We start from the raw sequence: 20655 nt of genomic DNA, 5'->3' as shown, positions 1-20655 counted from the left end.
GTGTCCTATAGAGTTAAAATAATCTCAACTATTTTTTTTATTATTGTGGCCTTATGTGGGTATGGCTCGGTATGCAGGGCAGACGTTATTGTTAGACATGCAATTTCTGCTGAACTTAGATACGATAACAATGCGACTGTAGCAGCCAATAACGAAACGATGAATGACGATGTTATTATCTTCCTTTCTCCTCAATTACAGGTTCTCAATGAGCGGGGAAAGTGGACCCTTGACGGATTCTACAGGGCCATGGCCTCTTTTCATTATAAAAATACGGATATTAACAGTGTGAATCATTATGCAACCCTTGGTTTGAATGCATTACTTACCAGGAAATGGTCGCTGGAGGCTAATGAAGCGATTAGCTATGAAAGAGAATCTTTATTAGAGTCTGCCCTGACAGGCATACAACGTTCGAATGATGGTCTATGGTCCAATACAACGTCTCTTCAGGTGAATCATCAGATTACACAACGGGCTTCCTGGTCTCTGAATTTGTCGGACAGCATGATGCAATTTGAAAATAGCATATCCGTTGACAGCAGAAGCGACTCAGCAGGAATCTCCGGAAATTATCGCATTACTGACAGTACGTCACTAACTTCAAGATATACGTATGCAACGCATCTCTTTTTTACATCCGATGGCACGACACAACTGGAAAATCATTTTCTATTGTTCGGTTTTTCCAAAGACTTCTCTCCATTTCTGAATTTGGATTTATCCGTGGGCGCTGTTTATGCACCCTCGGTCAATGAATCTTACGACTGGGTGGCAAATACAGAGCTAAGAAAATCATTTGAATCGTCTTCTGTCAGTGCCGGATACACAAGAACCACAACTCACACAATGGGGTTAACTAATCTATTGAATCTCAGTGAAACATTTTCGCTTGCCTGGAATTACTCACCTACCAATTCATTTAATATTTCTGTGTTTGGGACTTATTATCAGAACAATACAAAACCGATAGATGTTGTTGATATAACCTCTTACAGGGTTGGTTTCAGCGGCGGATGGCGGCTCTCTGCTGGCACGACTGTCAATGCAGGGTATTCTCACTTTGAGCAAACGGCCCATCGAACCCTTGGAACGGACCTTACAAGGGATAATGTCTTTATAAATGTCAGAGTGACACCCTATGAGAGGAGATTTTAAAACAACCATGAGGCAGTATAATATGGAGGAAATTTAACGTATGGAAAAAAACAAAAACACAGTCTGGCATCATGCGACGATTACCCCTGTTCATCGGGAGAAGCTCAATGGTCACAGGGGAATAGCCTTGTGGTTTACAGGACTTTCTGGTTCCGGAAAATCAACGTTGGCCCATGCTGTGGAGGAACGTCTTTACCACATGGGATGCCGTACATTTGTCTTTGATGGCGATAATGTAAGGCATGGTTTATGCTCTGATCTGGGTTTCTCACCTGAAGACCGCAAAGAGAATATCAGAAGAATCGGGGAAATGGTGAAGTTATTTGTAGAAGCGGGAATCATGGCGCTGACAGCATTTATTTCACCATATATGAAAGACCGTGACTGGGTAAGGACATTGGCAGGCAAGGGAAATTTTATTGAGATATATTGCGACAGTAGCCTTGAAACCTGTGAGAAACGGGATGTCAAGGGGCTTTATGCAAAAGCAAAACGTGGCGAAATACCGGAGTTTACAGGCGTGTCAGCCCCCTATGAAGCGCCCGAACATCCGGAATTGCATTTGAAAACGGATCAAATGGGGCTGGATGAATGTGTTGATGTGATCATTCGCTACCTTTTGAAGGAAAAGATAGTTGATAACAGAGGTAGCTTAGAAGGGGAATCCTTATAGTGGAAAACAGGTTAGACTCTCCAATATTCGTAGTAGGTACCTCAAGGTCTGGTACAACGTTATTGTATAATATTTTGCTTTCATCAGGAGAATTTCCGCTATATGAAGCTGAAACAAAATTGCTGGATGAATGTGCCATAAAATACGGAAACCTTAAAAGGGAGCGGAATTATCATAAATTCATGAAGGATTGGGGCATATCAAAGCAATTTATAAGATCTGGAATGAAAATTGAACAATTTCAGGAACAGGCGCGAGATCATTGTAATAACTACATCGAGTTTCTCAGCTTTTTTATGGATAGTATGGCAAAAAGACAGGGTAAGAAGCGATGGGCAGAGAAAACTCCGTCTCACATAAGGCATATGAGAGAATTATCAAGAGCATTTGACAATGCCAGGTTTATTCATATCATCCGTGACGGAAGAGATGTAGCCCTTTCCCGTAGAAAATTGGGTTGGATCGGAGTTCGCAGCAAAGACCCTTTGAAACAATTGTTATTTTCTGCAATTGATTGGGAGATTACGGTCAGGAACGGCAGGCGCATGGGAAATAAACTGGGATCTAATTATCTTGAGGTTCGTTACGAGGACCTGATTTCCAATATAGAGGATGTCTTAACCCGGATAAATCAGTTTGCTGACGTCAAAATTGACAGGCAAAAGATTAAGGACATATCCATGGGCTCTTTAAGAAAGGCAAATACAGCGTTTGGAGAAAAGATGGACGGCATTTCAAGCAAGGCCGTGGAACGCTGGAGAAAAGACCTTACGGAGGATGAGTTGACATGCTTAAATATAGCTATTGGCAAGAGCTTGAGCGAACTCGGTTATAACGTGCCTGAAAGGGGTGGGATGAACAAAGCCGGACTGTATTGGAAGGCCACATGCCTGAAGTTGTATTACAAGGTTTTGATTCGTACGAAAAAAATATTAAAACAAAAATTGCTTATTGGTCACTTCCTCCCAACGGGTCTTGAGTTAATTCAAGGCAGATGAATTCTGTGAAAGTCCTGCATCTACTAAGCAGTACCGGTTATCACGGTGCTGAAAATATGGCCGCAGAATTAATTCATCAGCTTACGGAGACAGGTGTTAAAAACTATCTTGGGGTGTTTTACAATAACAAAAACTCAAATATGGATATATTGAAGATAGTGAATCCTTATCTTGTTGATGGCGTTGTGTTCCCTTGCAAAGGGAAGATGGATATTAAGACCATTTTATTACTACGCAAGTATATAAGAGATAACGAAATAGATATTATTCACAGTCATAAATATAAAACGAATTTTTATTCATATATAGCGAGATTAGGAACAAAGTCTAAACTGGTCAGTACATGTCATAATTGGCTGGGGTATGACTTTAATATGCGTTTTTACGCTAAGCTTGATAAATATATATTACGAAATTTTAATGTAGTTGTTGGTGTCTCCGATGAAGTAGTCCAGGAATTAAACAATTATGTACCTGCCCCTAAAATCAGGAAGATCGAGAATGGAATTGATGTTCAAAGATACAGACGGGTCATGGAAAAGGATGAAGCAAAAAAGGCCCTCGGGCTTGAGGGTAAGCAGGTTATTGGGTTTGTTGGACGGCTATCCCCTGAGAAAGGCATCTCCTACTTATTGCAGGCAACATATAAACTTGTTTCCGAAGGGCATGATCTTAGTACAATCATCGTGGGAGACGGCGACAATCTTGACGCACTAAAAGCTGAAGTCAAATCTTTAGGAATCGAGGATAGGGTTGTATTCACCGGCAAAAGAGATGATACTCCGCTTATTTATTCGGCATTGGATGTTTTTGTGCTCCCTTCGTTAAAAGAGGCTTTTCCAATGGTCATCCTGGAGGCGATGGCGTGCGGCGTGCCGATTGTGGCGACGCGGGTGGGGGATATACCCCGTATTATTGAAAGTAATGTGTCTGGTTTGATTGTTGAAATAAGAGATGTAACAGCTTTGAGACAGGCTATTCAGTACCTGTTATTAGATACTAAAAAAGCAGATCACCTCGCCATAACCGCTAGTAAGGTTGTTTATGATAGCTATTCTTCAACATTTATGGCAAATAAATATGAAGCTGTTTATGCTCAAGTTATTAGTTAAGGTTGAGAATTATTATTAAAACAGATACTGAACACGCAGACAAAATAAAATCATTGACATAACTATAAATGAATATTTTATCACTGACAAAAAGGATTGTTAGGGATATAAGTCCTATAAATAAAAGATTTGTATCATTAGATTACCATATTCAAGCCGCCATGGACTGGCTTTGTGTGGCACAAGATGCTTCAACCGATGGAGGTGTATCATTAAGATATTCTTTATTGAAGGGTTGGGATACATCCTATCCTGAAACTACAGGATACATTATTCCGACATTTCTCAGTTATGCTAACTTGACTAAAAATATCAAATATTATCAGAGAGCAATCAGAATGGCGGATTGGGAATTATCAATTCAGCAGAGGGACGGTAGCTTTAAAGGTGGTCCATTAGGAAGTGGCTATAGTAGTTTTGTATTTGATACCGGCCAAATTATTTTTGGTTTGATTGATGCACACAGAGTAACGAAGCAGGAAAAGTATATTGACGGTGCTATAAGAGCCGGAAAATGGTTGGTTAGTGCTCAGAGCTCAGAAGGCATGTGGAGGGATTATACATATAATAATATTCCTCATGTGTACTATACGATGGTTGCATGGGCTTTAGCGGAGCTTGGACTATATATTAAAGATGATTTCTATTCCAAAGCTGCCATTAGAAATATAGATTGGGCAATTTCAAGACAACATGATAATGGTTGGTTCGACGATGCTGGTTTTACCAAAAAGACACACAGTACACCTTATACCCATACTATAGCCTACACAATTGAGGGGATTATGAAAACAGGTATTTGTATAGGGAGAGACGATTATATTGATGGCGCACTAAAAGCAGGAAAAGCTCTGTTAGAAGTGTGTAAGGATGGTTTTTTGTATGGAACATATGACTCTCAATGGAAATCAGATGTTAATTATTCGTGTCTGACAGGCAATGCGCAAATTGCAGGAATCTTTTTACGGTTGTATGAAGCAAGAGGTTCAAAAGAGTTTTTCCATGTGGCGCAAGAAATCAATAGGTTTTTATGTTACTGCCAGGATGTTGATGGAGAACCTTCAATTAGAGGAGCGATAAGTGGTTCATATCCTATTTGGGGTCAATATCAAAGATTTGCTTTTCCTAATTGGGCTACAAAGTTTTTTGTTGATGCGTTGTTATTAGAGAAAAAGCTGAACGAGGTTTAATTGCTTCATCATAATGTTAGAGGAAGGGAAATTATGATGCCAGTCTTGATGTATCACGATGTGTTGGCATCGGATACACTAATGCATAGATACACTGTTTTATTAAATATATTCTCGGAACAGCTGGCGTTTGTGAAGTACAATGCTATCCGAACGTTATCTATGAAAAATTATTTTGACTATTTCTATATGCGAGGTTCCACATCAGTTCATTCCTCGAATAGTATTATTTTGACTTTTGATGATGGGCATATAAGTAATTATTCCCACGTGTTGCCCTTACTTCTTGAATTGGGTCTTAAAGCCTCATTTTTTATAACTACGGGTTATACAGGTAAAAGAAAAGATTATATGTCACGAACACAGATTCGGGCTATGTCTGAAAGTGGCATGACAATAGGTTCTCACACACACAGTCATAGGTTTCTTGATGAGCTTTCATCAAGAGATATTGTAGATGAATTATATAAATCCAAGTCTTTTTTAGAGGATGTTACTGGTCAGGAGGTCTCATTTTTATCATGTCCTGGCGGCCGATACCGTCCAGAGGTGATTGATGTTGCTGCAGATACAGGTTACTGTGGGTTACTTACATCAGTACCAACAAATAAAGTCATAGGAGGGCGCATTCCCGTTGGTGGACGTTTTTTGATCGATTCCACAGTTAGAATTAAAACATTTCAACAAATTGTCAAGTCAAACAGTACATACATAGTTAAGAAGAGAATTGATTACGCATTGAAAGCATTTCTTAAAAAGGCTATTGGTAATAAAGTTTATTACAGTATATGGCACAGGTTTGCCACATCTTCAAAATCTTGAGCAGGATGGGATCATGAAAATCGGAATTATATGGCATTGTGTATATCCATGGGATGTACGCATAGAGAAGATGATCAAGGTTTTCTTGGATGCGGGACATTCAGTTTGTCTGGTCTGTAAAGGTAGAAATGGGCTTCCGGCGATGGAACAGGAGGGGCAACTTACCATATGCAGGATTTCTCTGAAGAAGATAAAATGGCCACTGTTTAACAAATTGATTAGTTATCCTCTTTTTTTTAATCCATTCTGGTTCTTCACCGCACTAAAAATAATGCGACGGCAGAAAGTGGATCTCCTAGTTGTCAGAGATATTCCTTTATCGCTTATGACTTCGGCTGTAGGAAAATGCCTGCATATTCCTACACTTTTGGACATGGCAGAGAACTATCCAGCAGCGTTAATTGCTTATCAGAATCCTTATTACAGGCCATTTCTTTTTGGACAAGGTTGGTTACCCAAAACATATGAAAAATTGGCTGTGAAATATATAGACCACGTCTTCGTTGTTGCTGAGGAACAGATGACCCGACTCTGCAATATGGGAGTGCCTGATTCCAAAATCACCATTATAAGAAATACTCCTGAAATGGAATTTTACCTTTCTAAGGAAGGTCAATTGCAGACTATATTTCCCGATGATAAAAAACTTGTTAACCTTTTATATGTAGGTAAGATTGATGCCCATAGAGGTATCGAATTGTTGATACGTGCTCTTCCCAATGTCATGAAGAAATATAGTTTAATTAAACTATTAATTATTGGTGATGGTACTGAGCGAAGGCGTTTAATCGAGTTATCCGAATCTCTAGGTATTAAAGATAACGTTGAATTTCCAGGATGGATAGATATCAAAGAGATACCTGCTATAATAAAGGATAGTAATATCTGTTTCATACCCCACTTGCGAAGTGAACACACGGACACTACTATACCCAACAAAATCTTCGACTATATGGCATTGGGCAAACCTGTTGTCGTCTCAGACTGTATTCCCCTTCGAAGAATCGTGGAGGAATCAAATTGTGGCCTGGTGTTCAAGAGCGGGGATGTCTCAGATCTAACAAAGGCTATAATAACCTTGTTATCAACACACAATTATGAAACCATTGGACACAATGGAAAAAAGGCAGTCATTAGCAAATACAACTGGCTAAATGACTCACAAAATATCATTCATGCAATCGGGCAGTTCTCTGTTTGATGCAAACAGGTTTAATCTAATAGTTCAGCTCATCTTAAGTTAACAGGTGGAGTTACAACGTACTCGTATGCACCTATATCAAAAAAAGAATCTTTTGTCCGTAAAATACCCTCAAAATCTTTCGTTAGGACGTTATTAACTGTTGATAACCCTGCTTTAAAAGCCGGGCTGCTGCTTCTTAAATGAAGATCTTTTGCTGTGGGATTAACAAACAAGGGATCCCCAGTCCTTGGGTTTGAATCTTCCGTACCTGAGTAGGTACCAAGACCGTAGTAAAGATTATTGGAAGATGTTAGTGATGAAACAATATCTGACTGCCTATAATAACCATTAGACCCACTCTGATTGTGAAAAATATTATTCTTTATAATGACAGATGGTATAGGAGCGCCATTTGGATTATTGAAACTGATAGCATATGACCGCGTATTATAAAATGTATTGTTGTATATTTCTGCATTCCCATTTGCAAGAGCAAGTGCGCCATCGGTAGAATATCCACAGTTATAAAAGACATTATTATAGATATAAGCCGTGGGAGGCGGGGTGGGATCACCCGTACGATAAGATTGTTCGTATATATAAATGCATCTTACCGGATAATTAGTAGCATCTAGGAAGTTATCATGCATATACACATTGCCTGCATATTCTGTCGATGCGCAATTCGTTGATTCGTAATTTAAAGATAAAAGAGGTCCGCTATCAAAACTATTGTCATAGACATGGTTAAATGCCATTTCCGTATCTTGAGAACAAGCTTGAGAATATACAGCATGGTCGAACTTACTACCAGTCCTGCCTCCCCAAATCCTATTTCCTAAAACCTTCGCATTATCTTTTCCGGGTAGTATTGTTCCAGTCTGAACCATATTAGTTGTGGTTAATCCGTTACAGTTATTCGCAACAATCCTCCAACCGTTACCTTGACGGTCTTGATTTGATCCTGCCGAAAAACATACCGTAAAAGCTAAAACCCTAAATCCAGCCACTGTTATCCAATCAGGGGCAAAATAGCCGCGAAAACCCCTAATTGGGCTGGAAGAACCTTGGGCATTGAGAAATACATCTTCGCCAGGGTAACCAACAAATGCTATAGGTGCAGAAGATGTTCCAGATCTTGAACTACCTCCATTATTGATGTCTCGTAACGTAAAAACGGCTCCACCTGTGGTATAACCATACATTGTAGGAGTCGTATTAGTGCCGTAAGTTCCACCCCTGAAATAACATGTATCACCGGCAACGATGCTACTATTATTTATGCAGGAATTAGGATTTCTAAATGGATCAGCATATGTTCCAGTACCTGGACTGGCAGGAGAATTTAGGTCAACGAAATATATATTCCCGGATCGAACAGTAAAAGTATGATCCGTATTTGAATTTACTCCATCGGCGCGAACCTTAATAGCGCCGGTTGTTACTGAAGTACCAGGCTGTACACAAATTTTATCATAATAGTTTGGTGCCGTGTCAGAAACTCCCCAATACTCGTAGGATGCCACTTCTGTGTTGTTGATAAAAACCTTACTTAAACCTTGTGTGGCTCCGAAATTCTTGCCATAAATGCAGACAAAAACTCCGTTGTTATTTTTTCCGCCTGTATTAGGGCCAGACAGAATATCTGTAAACAAGATGGCAGGTGCTGCCAGAACAGATACTGGGAAAGCCATGATTACGAACAACAGAACAAGGCCACTCCAAAAATGTTGAGACTTTTTTATATACTTCTTCATTGAATAACCTCCGGTGTTTTTCTGTGTGCTCTTTCTGACATTTGAGATTATGGTATTATTGTATAAACTTCATTGGAATAATCGCTCTCATTACCGACTGTATCATATGCTGTAACAACAAAATAGTATTTTTCTCCCTTGCTAAGGCTGCTAATGTCAGCAACAGGATACTTGGGGTAGCTGGGTGTATTAGTCAAACCAACATCCTTTGATGCAGTATAATCACCAGATGTTGTTCCATAATAGATTTTGTATCCGGCCAAATCTGGCTGTGTGTTTCGATCCCAGGAAAGTGTTGAAGGATCCGAACTTTCGCTGCCTCCTCCGGTATCGTTGCCCCCACCTCCCAGATTTCCAATTCCTCCGTTCTCTCCACCACACCCTGCACATGCAACAAGAGTAAAGACCGCAAGGAAGAATAATATCCGTCTAAAAAACGAGCCCATCCAGTTCATCATTCCCTTCTTTTATACACCAATTAACCCCTCATAGTCAATCTAAGGAATCGCAGACCAACAAGTGGAATAAAAAGTATCAGGACATTTATGGCTGCAGTGCCGGGATTCATTGGATTGGATTTATTGTTTCCGATGTCCTTTATATAACCGCATCCTCCCCCCTGGCTGGCGGTCTGCGGTGTCTCACCGGCACCTGCATCCTGAGATGCAAGAAGGGTGATCTTCCTCGCCACAGTGGGGCTGTTCTGAAAGGTATATTCGCTCATGGTCTTCATATCTATTGTAGTGCCTGTCTGTCCATCTGTAAGCTTAAGGGACACATTCGACGGAACGTTATTAGTGTCCCACGTTATATTTGCCTGTCCTGTCAGAGAAGAAGACACTTCAATTTCCCACTCTTTTGGAAGTTGATTGTCACGCTTATCTTGCCACAATTTGGATTTGGCAGTGGCATATTCGGGATGGAGGAAGTAAGCATTAACTTTACCTCCGGCATATGCTACTGTATCCAGCAGATTATCAAAGTTGTCCGTAGCAGTGTTATCCAGGCCCAGGACCAACCGGTTTGATGCATGACCGTTATCCGCTGCCTGATCAGGCAGCGACACCTGAAAGTCAACTTGCCAGGCCGTATGTCCTGGATTAACAAATATCCAGGAGATCACAATCATCATGGTGAAGCCGATCAATCGAATATACATGTTATGGTTTCGTAATAATGAGTTCATACATTTCCTCCCCCAATACGGCAAGCCAGTATCCATGCCAAAGCCTTAAAGTTGCAGTTGAATGGATTGCAAAATCATATGTGCTCCCGTTGTAACTATATATGGCATTACCCACCCATCCGGCAACGACAGCTTCTTCGAAGGTCTTGACCTCGCTGGTTGCAAGATTTCTTATCTGTGTATTCTTTAATGCAATTTCAGCAGGGTAAGGGTTTCCAATCATGTTCCATCCAGGTTGAATAGGGATCGCACGGTTTGGATCGGTAACTATCGTACCGGCTATATTAAAAACGGCATTTGTCCTGTCAGACTTTAGGAAATAGCCATAGCCGGGTACTACATTTGTTTCTTTCACAAGGGCTCCGGAGGCATCAGAACCACCGGAGGAGTTCCACCAGTAGAGCTCCACAGGTGAGCCGACAATATTTCCGAGTAATGTCTGGACATCCGTGGTCACCGGCGCCAGAGGTAATGAAATCAACGTGTATCCCTGACGCACGGCAGTTATGGGGAGGGGGGGGAGGTTTCCCTCGTTGACAACATTGGAGATAGGGGACTTGTTTCCTTTGTTATCAATAGCCTTGATGGCAAGGTAGTAGACGGTGTTGGTTTCAAGACCCGTAATCTGAACGGACTGGCTTGTCCCTGACGGTTGTGGCGCCGGGACTCCTGTTACGGCTGTTGCATTAGCAAATGTGACTTCTCCGGTATTTGGAGTGAGGTTGTCTTCTATAATCTTTAATTTGGATATACGAAGGTCATACAGGGATGCTGTTCCAACAGAACCGTCTGCCCCTGTGGCGGTCCACATCACTACCACAGAGTTCCTGGTAGAAGAGCCGGAAGTGACATGAAGGTCCTGGATTGCTGTTGGGGTATCCGGGAGAGCCACCTGGAGGGTCACAAAGGAGTATTGGGCTGACAGTGTGTTATTCCCGGCCCCATCAATAGAACGTACCTTAAAGTAATAGGTGGTGTTGGGGCTGAGGCCCGTCAGGATGGCAGAGTGACTCGTGACTAAGGCACTATCTGACGGGCTCAGGGATCCGAGGGAGGACGTTGTTCCATATTCTGCCTGGGTGGTGGCTGGTTCGTTTGTTGTCCAGCTTATTGTCGCGCCGCTTGTTGTAATGTTGCCTGTGGTCACGCCTGAAATTACAGGAGGTGTGGTATCAGGCGGCGCTGTTGTAGTAAAGGTCTGGTCTGAAGATGTTGCAAGGTTGCCGGCCGCATCACTGCTCTTCACCCGGAAGTGATAGGTAGAAGATGCTGAGAGGTTGGCCAGGGTGACGCTGTGGGTGGTGACCGGATTGCTGTTCAATGTTGACGAGGAACCATAGGAAGTCGTTGTTCCATATTCTACTTGTGTGGAGGAGGCTTCCTGGGTCGTCCAGGTAATTGTTGCCTGTGTACTTGTTAGGCTGCTTGCGCTTATTCCTGAGATCGCGGGGGCAGTAGAGTCCAGCGTGATCGTATCTGAATAATTAGAGGAGACATTGCCTGAGTTGTCACGATACCGTGCATAGACGGTTTTAGTTCCATCACCAGCCTGTAATGTCCATGACTTACTTGTTGCATAAGTCTCCCAGGTATTCCAGGTCGTCCCATCGTTAGATAACTGCATCTGGTTACAGCCTGAGCCTGCGTCGCTGCAGTAAAGAGTCAGGCTGACAGTGGTTGCAGTTGAGTATGTCGCTCCGCTGCTGATAGAGATTGTGCCGATGGGTGAAGTTGTGTCAGGCGGTGCCAGCGTAGTAAAGGTTTGGTCTGAAGAAGTTGCCATATTACCAGCCGCGTCACTGCTCTTTACCCTGTAATGATAAGTGGTCCAGGCTGAAAGCCCTGTTAATGTGACACTGTGCGATGTTTGCAGCGAGTTGTCTATGGTCGTTGAAAGATTATAAGATGTCGTTGTGCCGTACTCTATTTGAGATGTGGAGGACTCACTGGTAGTCCATGTAATTACAGCGCTGGTACTGGTAATACTGCTGGCAGTTGTACCGGATATAACCGGAGGCGTCGTATCCAGTCCGAGATTGTAGACTTCATTTGAGTAGTCACTCTCATTGCCGGCCGAATCATAGGCAGTTACGGCAAGGAAATAGGTTGCTGTATCTGACAGATTCGTTACTGTATAGGATGTAACAGTACCCACATTTAACCTGGTGCTATAGGTTCCTGACGTATTTCCGTAATAGACGTTGTACCCCGCAAAATCGGGTTGCGTGTTGGGGTCCCAGGTTAAAGTAATTTGCCCCGCGCTGGCATGGGAAGTCAAACCGGGAAAGACGTTAAAAAGAGTTGAAACGAGAAGTAATAAAATGAAAAATATTATTAGTGACCTTATGCTGCATACTAATTCACGCACTTCTTTTTGTTTTACCAGTTGCATGTTTCCTCCATTTGCTCATAAAAAAACCGCCAGAAAACATAATATTCCTCTGGCGGCTCGGCGAACAATAGGACTCAAAAAGACGTCCTTTAGTCCCGTTACTCTGCGTCCCTGACTTTCGGCAGGTTTGCTCTGAGCAAAGGATGAAACTTTTATGAAGTGTATTCTGATAAAGGCTTAGCAAGATCAATGCCGTAATTATGCATTATATTTAGAGCAGGAAAATCAAGTGGTTTGGTTAATATGCCTTCAGACAGCCTGCATTTTCACGCATAAAATATTACATTTTTTGTTATTGATTTACTAAAAACTGTCACGCCAGGGAGGTATAATTGGCTTCCGTCGAGGTTGAATTTTAGTCTGCTTCAAGATAATATTCTGTATACCGATATTCAACGGGAAAAATAAAGAAAAATCATCTAAATGGCATGAGGTCTTAGGTGGCATATAATGTCAGGGTAGCGACGGTAAAAGAATTTAAGGAAAGCAGGGAGGTATGGAACAAACTTGCCTTGTCAATGAATATCCCCCGTATATTCTGTACATGGGAGTGGGTCTACACATGGTGGGAACATTTTGGTGAAAGATATGAACCTCTGATCCTGTTTATATATAACGATACAGACCCCGTTGGTATTTTACCCTTATCTTATTACAAGGCTGGTATTTTCAACAGATATTTGACAAAGCGGGTATTAACCTACTGTGGGAGCAAGGAGACTTATCCTGATCATCTCGATATCATATGTGCAAAAGAGGATGCGGAGCAATGTGTCAAGGCTGTTATTAATTTTCTTGTGTCCGAATACACTTACTGGTCCGCGATTAATATATCCCTTCTGTCAGAAGAAAACAATTTAAGGTTATATGCAGATACGAATTCCAATGTTACTACATTAATGAAGTCAAACACGTCAGCGCCTTTTATTGCTTTAAACGGGACGTTCGAGGACTATACAGGTAACTTTGGAAATAAAAAGAGATATGATCTCAGGAAGAAACAGAGAGTATTATGTGAAGGGCAGAAGGTTGAGTATATATCCTGTGATCCGTTGGATATAACTCAAGGTATAAAGACCCTCTTTCATCTTCATGAATTAAGGGCAAGAAGCAAGAAAATAGAAACTACATTTAAAGGGAAGATGCTATTTGATTTTCATAATGCCCTGGCACAGAGGATAAGCAAAAATGGCTGGTTATGGCTTAGATTTCTGAGAAACAATAATGGGGAGATTATTTCCGCATTCTATGGGTTTGCCATAAACGGTTATCTTCTTTATTACCAGTTAGGTATTGACCCTGAATGGGAGCCCTATAGCCCCGGGACAGTGCTGTTTTATGAAGTTATAAAGGAAGCCTTTTCCAAAAACTATAAAGAATTTGATTTCTTGCGGGGAAATGAAGCATACAAAAGCAGATGGACGCATGACAGCAGGGCACTTTACACAGGTACTATATATAATAAGACAGTGGCAGCTAATTTTATAATGAAGTCTTCGCAACTAAAAAATTCAATAAAGATGCATTACGTTCATAGCTTTTTTTGGGGAGGTGTCACTGAATGGTTAGAGAGGTTAATGCAGTTTAGTCGTGGTGATTAAGAAGAGGTTACCTGGCCCCTGTTCCCCGAATAACCGTTTTTATTGTCTCAAGCACAATCGTAAGGTCGTATAGAACTGACATGTTCTTAATGTAATAAATATCGTATTGTAATTTTTCCAGCGCATCTTTCACTGATGCGCCATAGGGATATCTTACCTGAGCCCAACCTGTTATACCGGGTTTTACTTTATGCCTGAGCGAATAATATGGTATCTGTTTTACAAGCATCGCAATAAAGTGCGGACGTTCAGGCCGGGGCCCAACAAAGCTCATGTCCCCCTTTAATACGTTGATCATCTGGGGGATCTCATCAATCCTCGACTTTCTGATGATGCTGCCTATTCTTGTTACCCTGTTATCATTAATATTCGCCCATACAGGACCTGATTCAGATTCTGCATCCATCTTCATTGATCTGAATTTAAGAAGCGTAAAAACTCTCTCACCCTCACCAACCCTCTCCTGTCTGAATAATACAGGACCTGGCGACTCCAGTTTGATAAGTATAGTTGTAATGAGCATAACAGGTGCAGCGAGTAGAAGCCCTGTAGTGGAAAGCGATATATCTATGATGCGCTTACTAATCTCTATCCTGCGCCTGTTGAAGCCTTCGGAGAAAATTAACCACGCTGGTTTCAGATGACTGACATGTATCTTTCCGCTTATCTTTTCATAAAAAGAAATGCCATCTTCGACCTCTATCCCATCAAGCCTTAATTTGAGGAGCTGTTCAATCGGAAATCGTCCCCTCATATCTTCCATTGCAACAATAATCTTACTGGTATCTTCCTCGCGGGCGATGGAATATATGTCATCGAATGTACCAATTATTTTGGGATTAAACAGGCTTTGTCCTATCCTTTTTTTATTTTTGTTTTCATCTATGAAACCTGATATCTTATAACCAGCATAACCGTCTTTAAATATTCTTTTACCTATTTCTACGGCCAGATCACCTGTGCCAATGATAAGTATGTTTTCACTGTTTTTGTGCAGAACAGAAATCCTGGCACTGATTAACCTCCAGATCAAAAGCACCGGTGTTAATGTTGTTACTGTGATTAGAAATATACCCCTTCCAATTATGAGAGGCGGAAAAACATAGTAAATTATAGAAAGCAAGATAACGGTTGCGCTCAGAGATTGGAGTAATTTGATGCTTAGAAGCCGTGCGCGCCCCTTGAAATTGATGGAATACATGTCATTATAATAAAAAGTAACCTGACAAACGAGAGTAACAACTAAAACCTTTAATATTAGATATTCGTAGGAGTAGATGCTCCTGCTAACAAATTGAAACCTGATTATGACTGCCAGAAACACGCAGAGGAAAATTATTGCTCCTTCTATTAGGGGTAATACCAAATTTCTTGAAAAAGCATATCTGTTATGTACGCGCTTCATACGTGGCATATCCCTTCGTTATACATTTTATAAGATTTATGAAAACGTCATTCCCGCGTAAGCGGGAATCCAGATCAGTGGCCTGGTTCTGGATTCCCACTTTCGTGGGAATGACAGGGAAGTCAATCCCGGATTTTGATATAGAAGATTTAATCGCATAATGAAGATTTGCAATATCAATACCAAAGACGTGAGATGGCTTTATTGCCACACGAACTCATCGGCATTTATTTGTTATATATTCAAGAAGTTATAACTTGTTATCTTCATTTAAATTTCAATCTGTCGGGTACTACAAGTTGTATTGTAACTTTCGTTATGCTCATTCGGGTTATATCGGGTTTTTACCAAAACAGGAAAAGAGTTTCCCATTTTATTACATTAAGCTTTGATGAGAGAGAAAATTATGGACACGGCTTTATGTGATTAAGGACAATATATTGTTAATTGACGGTCATAAAATAGCTTTCATGAAATTATCTGTTAAATCAGTTAGTTAACTTTAGCTTAAGGATTATTTATCGTGAGGGATGTCTAAAATATGTCTTTTATCCTCACGCAGTGCTGCGGTAGTTTATAAAATATCAAAAACATCAAAGCGTTACGATAGTGTCAGGTTTGGGTATATTTGTTGCTACGCTTTAGCCATAATAATAATTTGTTCAGGGGTGGGAAATGAGTGTAAATATTGCCAACGGGTTTGAAGAGATAAAGACATCTGATCCCAATGTCATTAATGTTCTTGATATGGCGCGAAGGGCTGCACGGTCTAATAGCAGCGTCCTGATTTCCGGAGAAAGTGGGACAGGAAAAGAGTTGATTGCAAAGGGTATACACAAAGTAAGTTCCAGGTCAAAAGGCCCGTTTGTTCCGGTCAATTGCGGGGCAATCCCACGGGAGTTGTTAGAAAGTGAGCTCATGGGATATGAGCGCGGCGCATTTACAGGGGCTGTTAGCGCCAGAATTGGTGATTTTGAAAGCGCCCATGGTGGTACGATATTCCTGGATGAAGTGTCTGCTCTCCCGTTCCCCCTGCAGGCAAAGTTGCTTCGCACCCTGCAGGAACGTGAAATCAAGAGACTGGGTTCTGTAAAGACGATTAGATTGGATATTCGTGTCATATCTGCGACTAATGACAAGTTGGATGAGCTTGTTGAAAATGGCAGCTTCAGGTCTGATCTCTATTTCAGATTAAATGTGATCCCTATTCATCTCCCGCCTTTGAGGGAAAGAAAGGGAGACATCCCCATTTTATTGGAGCACTTCCTTGACAAGGCGTGTTCGAAATTAAACAAGGCGAAACCTCGTTATTCAAGTGAGGTGGTCCGTATACTTCAGGATTGGGCATGGCCGGGAAATGTACGTGAGTTTGAGAATCTCATCGAGAGGGTTGTTGTCCTTTCAGATGATAGAATGGATATTACTATAAAGGATATTCCCATGGACCTCCTTTGCAGGGACAAGAGTGGTTACAGGGCTATTACAGAAGGTTCGGAGAGCTTACAACAGCGCTGCAGGGTTTATGAAAAGGGCGAGATAATGAAGGCACTGCATGGTTCAAAGTGGAACAGAAACCTGGCGGCAAGGCTGCTTAAAATACACAGAAATACCCTGAATCAAAAGATGAAAAAGCTTGGAATTCCGCATGATCTGACAAAAGGGAATGAAGGTATATCTGGCCCATAAATTGCAATATATGACCTTGAGATGTCCCATGATCCAAGCCATATCTTTTTGATCTTGTCTTTTTTGGGGGTCATCCTAACCCTTGGCGTAGGTCTTCTTGTTTTCATCCGTAATCCCAGACATCCTGCCAATATAGGTTTTGGCCTGGGCATGTTAAGTCTGACCATTATTGAGGCAGGGAATAGTATTGTCTTCATGTCAGACAGTTTGTCATGGAGCCTTTTTGGCAAAAGAATAGCAATTGCCGGTCAGGCGCTTCTTGTTCCTGGCTGGTTTCTCTTCTCACTTACCTTTATAAGGTCAAATTATAAAGAATTGCTTGCCCGCTGGAAGCTTCTTGCGGCAGGACTTTATCTTATTTCAGGATTCTTTCTTCTATGGATAAACTCGTATGCCTTTATTGATCTTCCTTTTTTTGATGACGTAAATACAAAATTCCCTCTTGGTGCAGTAGGGAAGTCTTTTTACCTGTATTTCCTTATTGGCATTTTGCTTTGTCTTGTTCAGTTGGAGAATACCCTTCATTTTTCGTTGAACTCAAAGAGAAAAGAGGCTAAGTACGTTTTAATAGGGGTTGGCTCAATGCTTGCGTATTATGTTTATCTTGCAAGTCAGGCAATCCTCTTCTCATTTCTTGATAGCAGTAATCAGTCGGTTACCTCAATCGTCATACTGGTTTCTTGTATTATTACAATGCTTGCGGTGGTCAGGAACAAACTGCTGGATGTGAATATCTTTATTTCCCGCTACGTAGTCTTTAATTCTGTCACTGTATTGGTTGCCGGTGCGTATCTGCTTATTGTAGGTATAATTGCGCAGGGCATCAAGATGATGGGAGAATCATATGATACTTTCTGGAGTATCCTTTTTACATTTACTGCTATTTTATGCTTAGTGGTAGCTGCTCTTTCGACGAGTCTTCGAAGACGGCTGCAATTATTCATCACAAGGCACTTTTACAGGCACAAATATGAATTCAGGGATAAATGGATGGAGACAATAGAGAAGTTCGGATTAAATAACGATCTTTCACAGATTGAAAAATCTCTGTTAGATATGATCTCTGACACTATGGCGGCCAGAGAGGTATCCCTCTGGATTTATGAGCCGGCACATCGTGAGTTTATGCCTGTTAAGTCAACAATAAATGCAGCAAATAATATCAGATTGAAGGAAGACAGTCCCCTTATTTCAAGGATAAAGGACTATGCTGACCCCTTTTTTATTAATAAACAGAACGATAGTGAAGCGCTTTATGAATTAATCAACCCCCTTTTCACAACAAGCCGAACAGTTCTCTGTACACCCCTGAAGGCCGGAAGGGGTAATCTGATGGGCTTTATTATGCAGGGTGAAGACATTTCAGGAGAGCCATACAGAAGAGATGATTTTGATTTATTAAAGGCAGTGGCAAGTCATGCTGCGGAGAGAATCAGGAACATCCATCTGACTCAGGAACTTCTTGCCTCTAAAGAGACAGAGGCATTCCATCAGGTTTCTACCTTTTTCATCCACGACCTGAAAAATTTTGTTTCAACTCTTTCACTGCTAAGCCAGAATGCAGAAGAACATATGGGTAACCCGTTATTTCAGCAAGACGCACTAAAGACGCTGAGACTAACCGTATCTAAGATGAATGCGATGGTGTCTAACCTTACTGTATTGTCCAAGGGGATTCAAATTAATCCTGCACGCATGAGTATCAATGAGATGATAGAGGAAACGCTCTCTGCCCTTAATGGCAAGGTTTCCGGCAGGGTAGTAAAGAATCTCGAAGAAATACCGTTAATTGATGCGGACTGTGGTCAATTGCAAAAGGTCTTTCTGAATTTATTGCTTAATGCGATAGAGGCGTTGCCGCCAGGTGAGCATGAAAAGAAAATCACAGTTCACACATTTTCCAGTAACGGCGATGTTATCTTATCCGTAGCAGATTCAGGATCCGGCATGTCAGAAGAATTTATCAAAACAGCCCTTTTTAAGCCGTTCAAAAGCAGTAAATCGAACGGGCTTGGGATAGGTTTATTTCAGTGTAAAAAGATTATTGATGCCCATTCAGGAAGCCTCGAGGTAATAAGTGAAGTTGGTAAAGGGAGCGAGTTTCGTGTAATATTACCAAGATGACGAAGCGTGTAATACTTATAGTTGATGATGATGAGTCAATCAGGTCCCAGATGAGGTGGGCGCTCCTCAAAGATTACGAAATCTATGAGGCCGGTGATCACGCCTCAGCATTGGAACTTGTCAGAAAGGCCCACCCAGTTGTTGTAATCCTTGATTTAGGCCTTCCTCCAAGGCCCCGCGAGGCAGAAGAAGGTTTGAAGACACTAAGAGAGATTCTCTCTTTTAATGACAGGATCAAGGTCATCATAGTAAGCGGTAACACGGAGAGGGCGAATGCCTTAAAGGCGATAGAGCTTGGCGCCTTTGATTTCTTTACGAAACCTCCTGTTATTGATGAGGTCAGGGTAGTCATTACAAGGGCGTTGAGGATGGCCGAACTTGAACTGGAGAATCAAACCCTCCAGCGCAGGGTTTACACAGAAGGGCTGGATGGAATGCTCGGTAACTCTGCTTCCATGAATCAAGTATACGAGGCTATACGGAAGGTGGCAACTGTTGATGTGCCGGTAGTGATACTTGGAGAATCAGGAACCGGAAAGGAGCTTACAGCGAGGGCTGTTCACCGGCTAAGTGAGCGCAGGGATAAACCTTTTGTCGTAATAAACTGCGGTGCAATACCCGAAACACTGCTGGAGAGTGAATTGTTTGGCCACGAGAAAGGGGCTTTTACCGGCGCGGACAGCCGGAAAAAGGGAAGGATCGAATATGCAGAGGGAGGCACCTTATTTCTGGATGAAATAGGCGAGCTCTCTTTCTCTCTTCAGGTCAAGCTGCTGAGGTTTTTGCAGGAGCGCATTATCGAGCGTGTCGGAGGCAGGGAGGAAATCCAGGTGGATGTCCGAATACTTGCCGCTACCAACAGGGACCTTAAGAAGGCCATTGAAGAGGGCAAGTTCCGGGAAGACCTCTATTTCCGACTGAGTGTGGTTACTGTGAATCTGCCGCCACTAAGGGAAAGGGGAAATGACGCCCTGTTGCTTGCACGTGCCTTTTTGCACAGATACTCAAGAGAATTTAAAAAAAATGTTCGCGGATTTAAAGACGAGACTGTCAAGGCTTTATCGGATTATGACTGGCCTGGCAATGTTCGCGAGCTTGAAAACAGGGTAAAAAGGGGGGTGGTGATGTCAGACGGCGAGTGGTTGTCACCGTCTGACCTTGAGTTTGCCGCGCCTGATGGTGCTAAACAGATACTGTCCCTTCACGAGGCGAGAGAGGCACTCGAGAAACGTGTTATAAGTGAGGCGCTCCTAAGACACGGCAGTAACGTAACACATGCCGCGAGGGAGCTTGATATAAGTCGTCAGACCCTTACCGCAATGATAAACAAGTATGGAATTACGATGAGATAAGTCTTTTTTCATCTTG

Annotated in this window: 16 protein-coding genes and 1 riboswitch; of the genes, 11 read left to right on the top strand and 5 right to left on the bottom strand. The window is 41.8% G+C overall.

Annotated elements, in window-relative coordinates; genetic code table 11:
- The 7 genes from IT393_06545 to IT393_06515 all read left to right on the top strand — a co-directional run bounded on the left by IT393_06545 (position 1) and on the right by IT393_06515 (position 7154).
- Complete coding sequence (locus IT393_06545; GenBank protein MCC7202298.1) at positions 1-1158, top strand: hypothetical protein; 1158 nt, start codon at positions 1-3, stop codon at positions 1156-1158.
- 40 nt (positions 1159-1198) lie between these two features.
- On the top strand, positions 1199-1831 hold the full coding sequence (cysC, locus tag IT393_06540) for an adenylyl-sulfate kinase (GenBank protein MCC7202297.1): 633 nt from the start codon (positions 1199-1201) through the stop codon (positions 1829-1831).
- Positions 1831-2829 (top strand): sulfotransferase, encoded by a 999-nt coding sequence (locus IT393_06535; protein ID MCC7202296.1) that lies wholly within the window; start codon positions 1831-1833, stop codon positions 2827-2829. Before cysC ends, IT393_06535 begins: the two co-directional genes overlap by 1 nt.
- A 5-nt stretch (positions 2830-2834) precedes the next feature.
- Positions 2835-3941, top strand: coding sequence for a glycosyltransferase (locus tag IT393_06530; GenBank protein ID MCC7202295.1), 1107 nt, complete (start codon positions 2835-2837; stop codon positions 3939-3941).
- 68 nt (positions 3942-4009) lie between these two features.
- Positions 4010-5131, top strand: a complete 1122-nt coding sequence (locus tag IT393_06525; GenBank protein MCC7202294.1) for a terpene cyclase/mutase family protein — start codon at positions 4010-4012, stop codon at positions 5129-5131.
- Between the two features lie 81 nt (positions 5132-5212).
- Positions 5213-5953 (top strand): polysaccharide deacetylase family protein, encoded by a 741-nt coding sequence (locus IT393_06520; GenBank protein MCC7202293.1) that lies wholly within the window; start codon positions 5213-5215, stop codon positions 5951-5953.
- Between the two features lie 13 nt (positions 5954-5966).
- Positions 5967-7154, top strand: a complete 1188-nt coding sequence (locus IT393_06515; protein MCC7202292.1) for a glycosyltransferase family 4 protein — start codon at positions 5967-5969, stop codon at positions 7152-7154.
- 29 nt (positions 7155-7183) lie between these two features.
- Here the strand turns inward: IT393_06515 and IT393_06510 are convergent, their stop codons facing one another.
- From IT393_06510 to IT393_06495, 4 genes are read right to left on the bottom strand one after another with little or no spacing between them, the layout of a single operon-like run.
- Positions 7184-8893: a hypothetical protein gene (locus IT393_06510; protein MCC7202291.1), complete on the bottom strand. Its 1710-nt coding sequence runs from the start codon at positions 8891-8893 to the stop codon at positions 7184-7186.
- 47 nt (positions 8894-8940) lie between these two features.
- On the bottom strand, positions 8941-9348 hold the full coding sequence (locus IT393_06505; GenBank protein ID MCC7202290.1) for a fibronectin type III domain-containing protein: 408 nt from the start codon (positions 9346-9348) through the stop codon (positions 8941-8943).
- 23 nt (positions 9349-9371) lie between these two features.
- Positions 9372-10079, bottom strand: coding sequence for a hypothetical protein (locus tag IT393_06500; protein MCC7202289.1), 708 nt, complete (start codon positions 10077-10079; stop codon positions 9372-9374).
- Positions 10054-12471 carry a fibronectin type III domain-containing protein gene (locus IT393_06495; protein ID MCC7202288.1) on the bottom strand — a complete coding sequence of 806 codons (2418 nt, stop codon included), beginning with the start codon at positions 12469-12471 and terminating at the stop codon, positions 10054-10056. The genes IT393_06500 and IT393_06495 overlap by 26 nt, the downstream gene beginning before the upstream one ends.
- 48 nt (positions 12472-12519) lie before the next feature.
- Positions 12520-12613, bottom strand: a riboswitch (cyclic di-GMP riboswitch).
- 298 nt (positions 12614-12911) lie between these two features.
- Between IT393_06495 and IT393_06490 the strand changes: the two genes are divergently transcribed.
- The gene (locus IT393_06490) at positions 12912-14072 is read left to right on the top strand and encodes a GNAT family N-acetyltransferase (protein ID MCC7202287.1); all 1161 of its coding nucleotides are present in this window, start codon (positions 12912-12914) and stop codon (positions 14070-14072) included.
- A gap of 7 nt (positions 14073-14079) precedes the next feature.
- Here IT393_06490 and IT393_06485 read toward each other — a convergent pair whose 3' ends face one another.
- A complete protein-coding gene (locus IT393_06485; protein ID MCC7202286.1) occupies positions 14080-15438 on the bottom strand; it encodes a TIGR03013 family PEP-CTERM/XrtA system glycosyltransferase in 1359 nt (452 codons plus the stop codon).
- A gap of 714 nt (positions 15439-16152) precedes the next feature.
- Here IT393_06485 and IT393_06480 point away from each other — a divergent pair.
- The 3 genes from IT393_06480 to prsR all read left to right on the top strand — a co-directional run bounded on the left by IT393_06480 (position 16153) and on the right by prsR (position 20639).
- Positions 16153-17163, top strand: a complete 1011-nt coding sequence (locus tag IT393_06480; protein ID MCC7202285.1) for a sigma 54-interacting transcriptional regulator — start codon at positions 16153-16155, stop codon at positions 17161-17163.
- A 150-nt stretch (positions 17164-17313) separates the two neighbouring features.
- Positions 17314-19287 carry a PEP-CTERM system histidine kinase PrsK gene (prsK, locus tag IT393_06475; GenBank protein ID MCC7202284.1) on the top strand — a complete coding sequence of 658 codons (1974 nt, stop codon included), beginning with the start codon at positions 17314-17316 and terminating at the stop codon, positions 19285-19287.
- Positions 19284-20639, top strand: a complete 1356-nt coding sequence (gene prsR / locus IT393_06470; GenBank protein ID MCC7202283.1) for a PEP-CTERM-box response regulator transcription factor — start codon at positions 19284-19286, stop codon at positions 20637-20639. The genes prsK and prsR overlap by 4 nt, the downstream gene beginning before the upstream one ends.
- The last annotated feature ends 16 nt before the right edge of the window (positions 20640-20655 follow it).

Source organism: Nitrospirota bacterium (assembly GCA_020851375.1).
Lineage (GTDB): Bacteria > Nitrospirota > 9FT-COMBO-42-15 > HDB-SIOI813 > HDB-SIOI813 > RBG-16-43-11.
Note: the sequence above shows the minus strand (reverse complement) of the source record. Positions and strands in the feature narration are given on the sequence as shown.

What these genes read in the sequence shown, in the direction of transcription:
- IT393_06500 (MCC7202289.1), bottom strand. Translation starts at nt 10,079, where the DNA reads ATGAACTCATTATTACGAAACCATAACATGTATATTCGATTGATCGGC.
- prsR (MCC7202283.1), top strand. Translation starts at nt 19,284, where the DNA reads ATGACGAAGCGTGTAATACTTATAGTTGATGATGATGAGTCAATCAGG.
- IT393_06495 (MCC7202288.1), bottom strand. Translation starts at nt 12,471, where the DNA reads ATGCAACTGGTAAAACAAAAAGAAGTGCGTGAATTAGTATGCAGCATA.
- prsK (MCC7202284.1), top strand. Translation starts at nt 17,314, where the DNA reads ATGTTAAGTCTGACCATTATTGAGGCAGGGAATAGTATTGTCTTCATG.
- IT393_06480 (MCC7202285.1), top strand. Translation starts at nt 16,153, where the DNA reads ATGAGTGTAAATATTGCCAACGGGTTTGAAGAGATAAAGACATCTGAT.
- IT393_06510 (MCC7202291.1), bottom strand. Translation starts at nt 8,893, where the DNA reads ATGAAGAAGTATATAAAAAAGTCTCAACATTTTTGGAGTGGCCTTGTT.
- IT393_06525 (MCC7202294.1), top strand. Translation starts at nt 4,010, where the DNA reads ATGAATATTTTATCACTGACAAAAAGGATTGTTAGGGATATAAGTCCT.
- cysC (MCC7202297.1), top strand. Translation starts at nt 1,199, where the DNA reads ATGGAAAAAAACAAAAACACAGTCTGGCATCATGCGACGATTACCCCT.
- IT393_06520 (MCC7202293.1), top strand. Translation starts at nt 5,213, where the DNA reads ATGCATAGATACACTGTTTTATTAAATATATTCTCGGAACAGCTGGCG.
- IT393_06515 (MCC7202292.1), top strand. Translation starts at nt 5,967, where the DNA reads ATGAAAATCGGAATTATATGGCATTGTGTATATCCATGGGATGTACGC.
- IT393_06505 (MCC7202290.1), bottom strand. Translation starts at nt 9,348, where the DNA reads ATGAACTGGATGGGCTCGTTTTTTAGACGGATATTATTCTTCCTTGCG.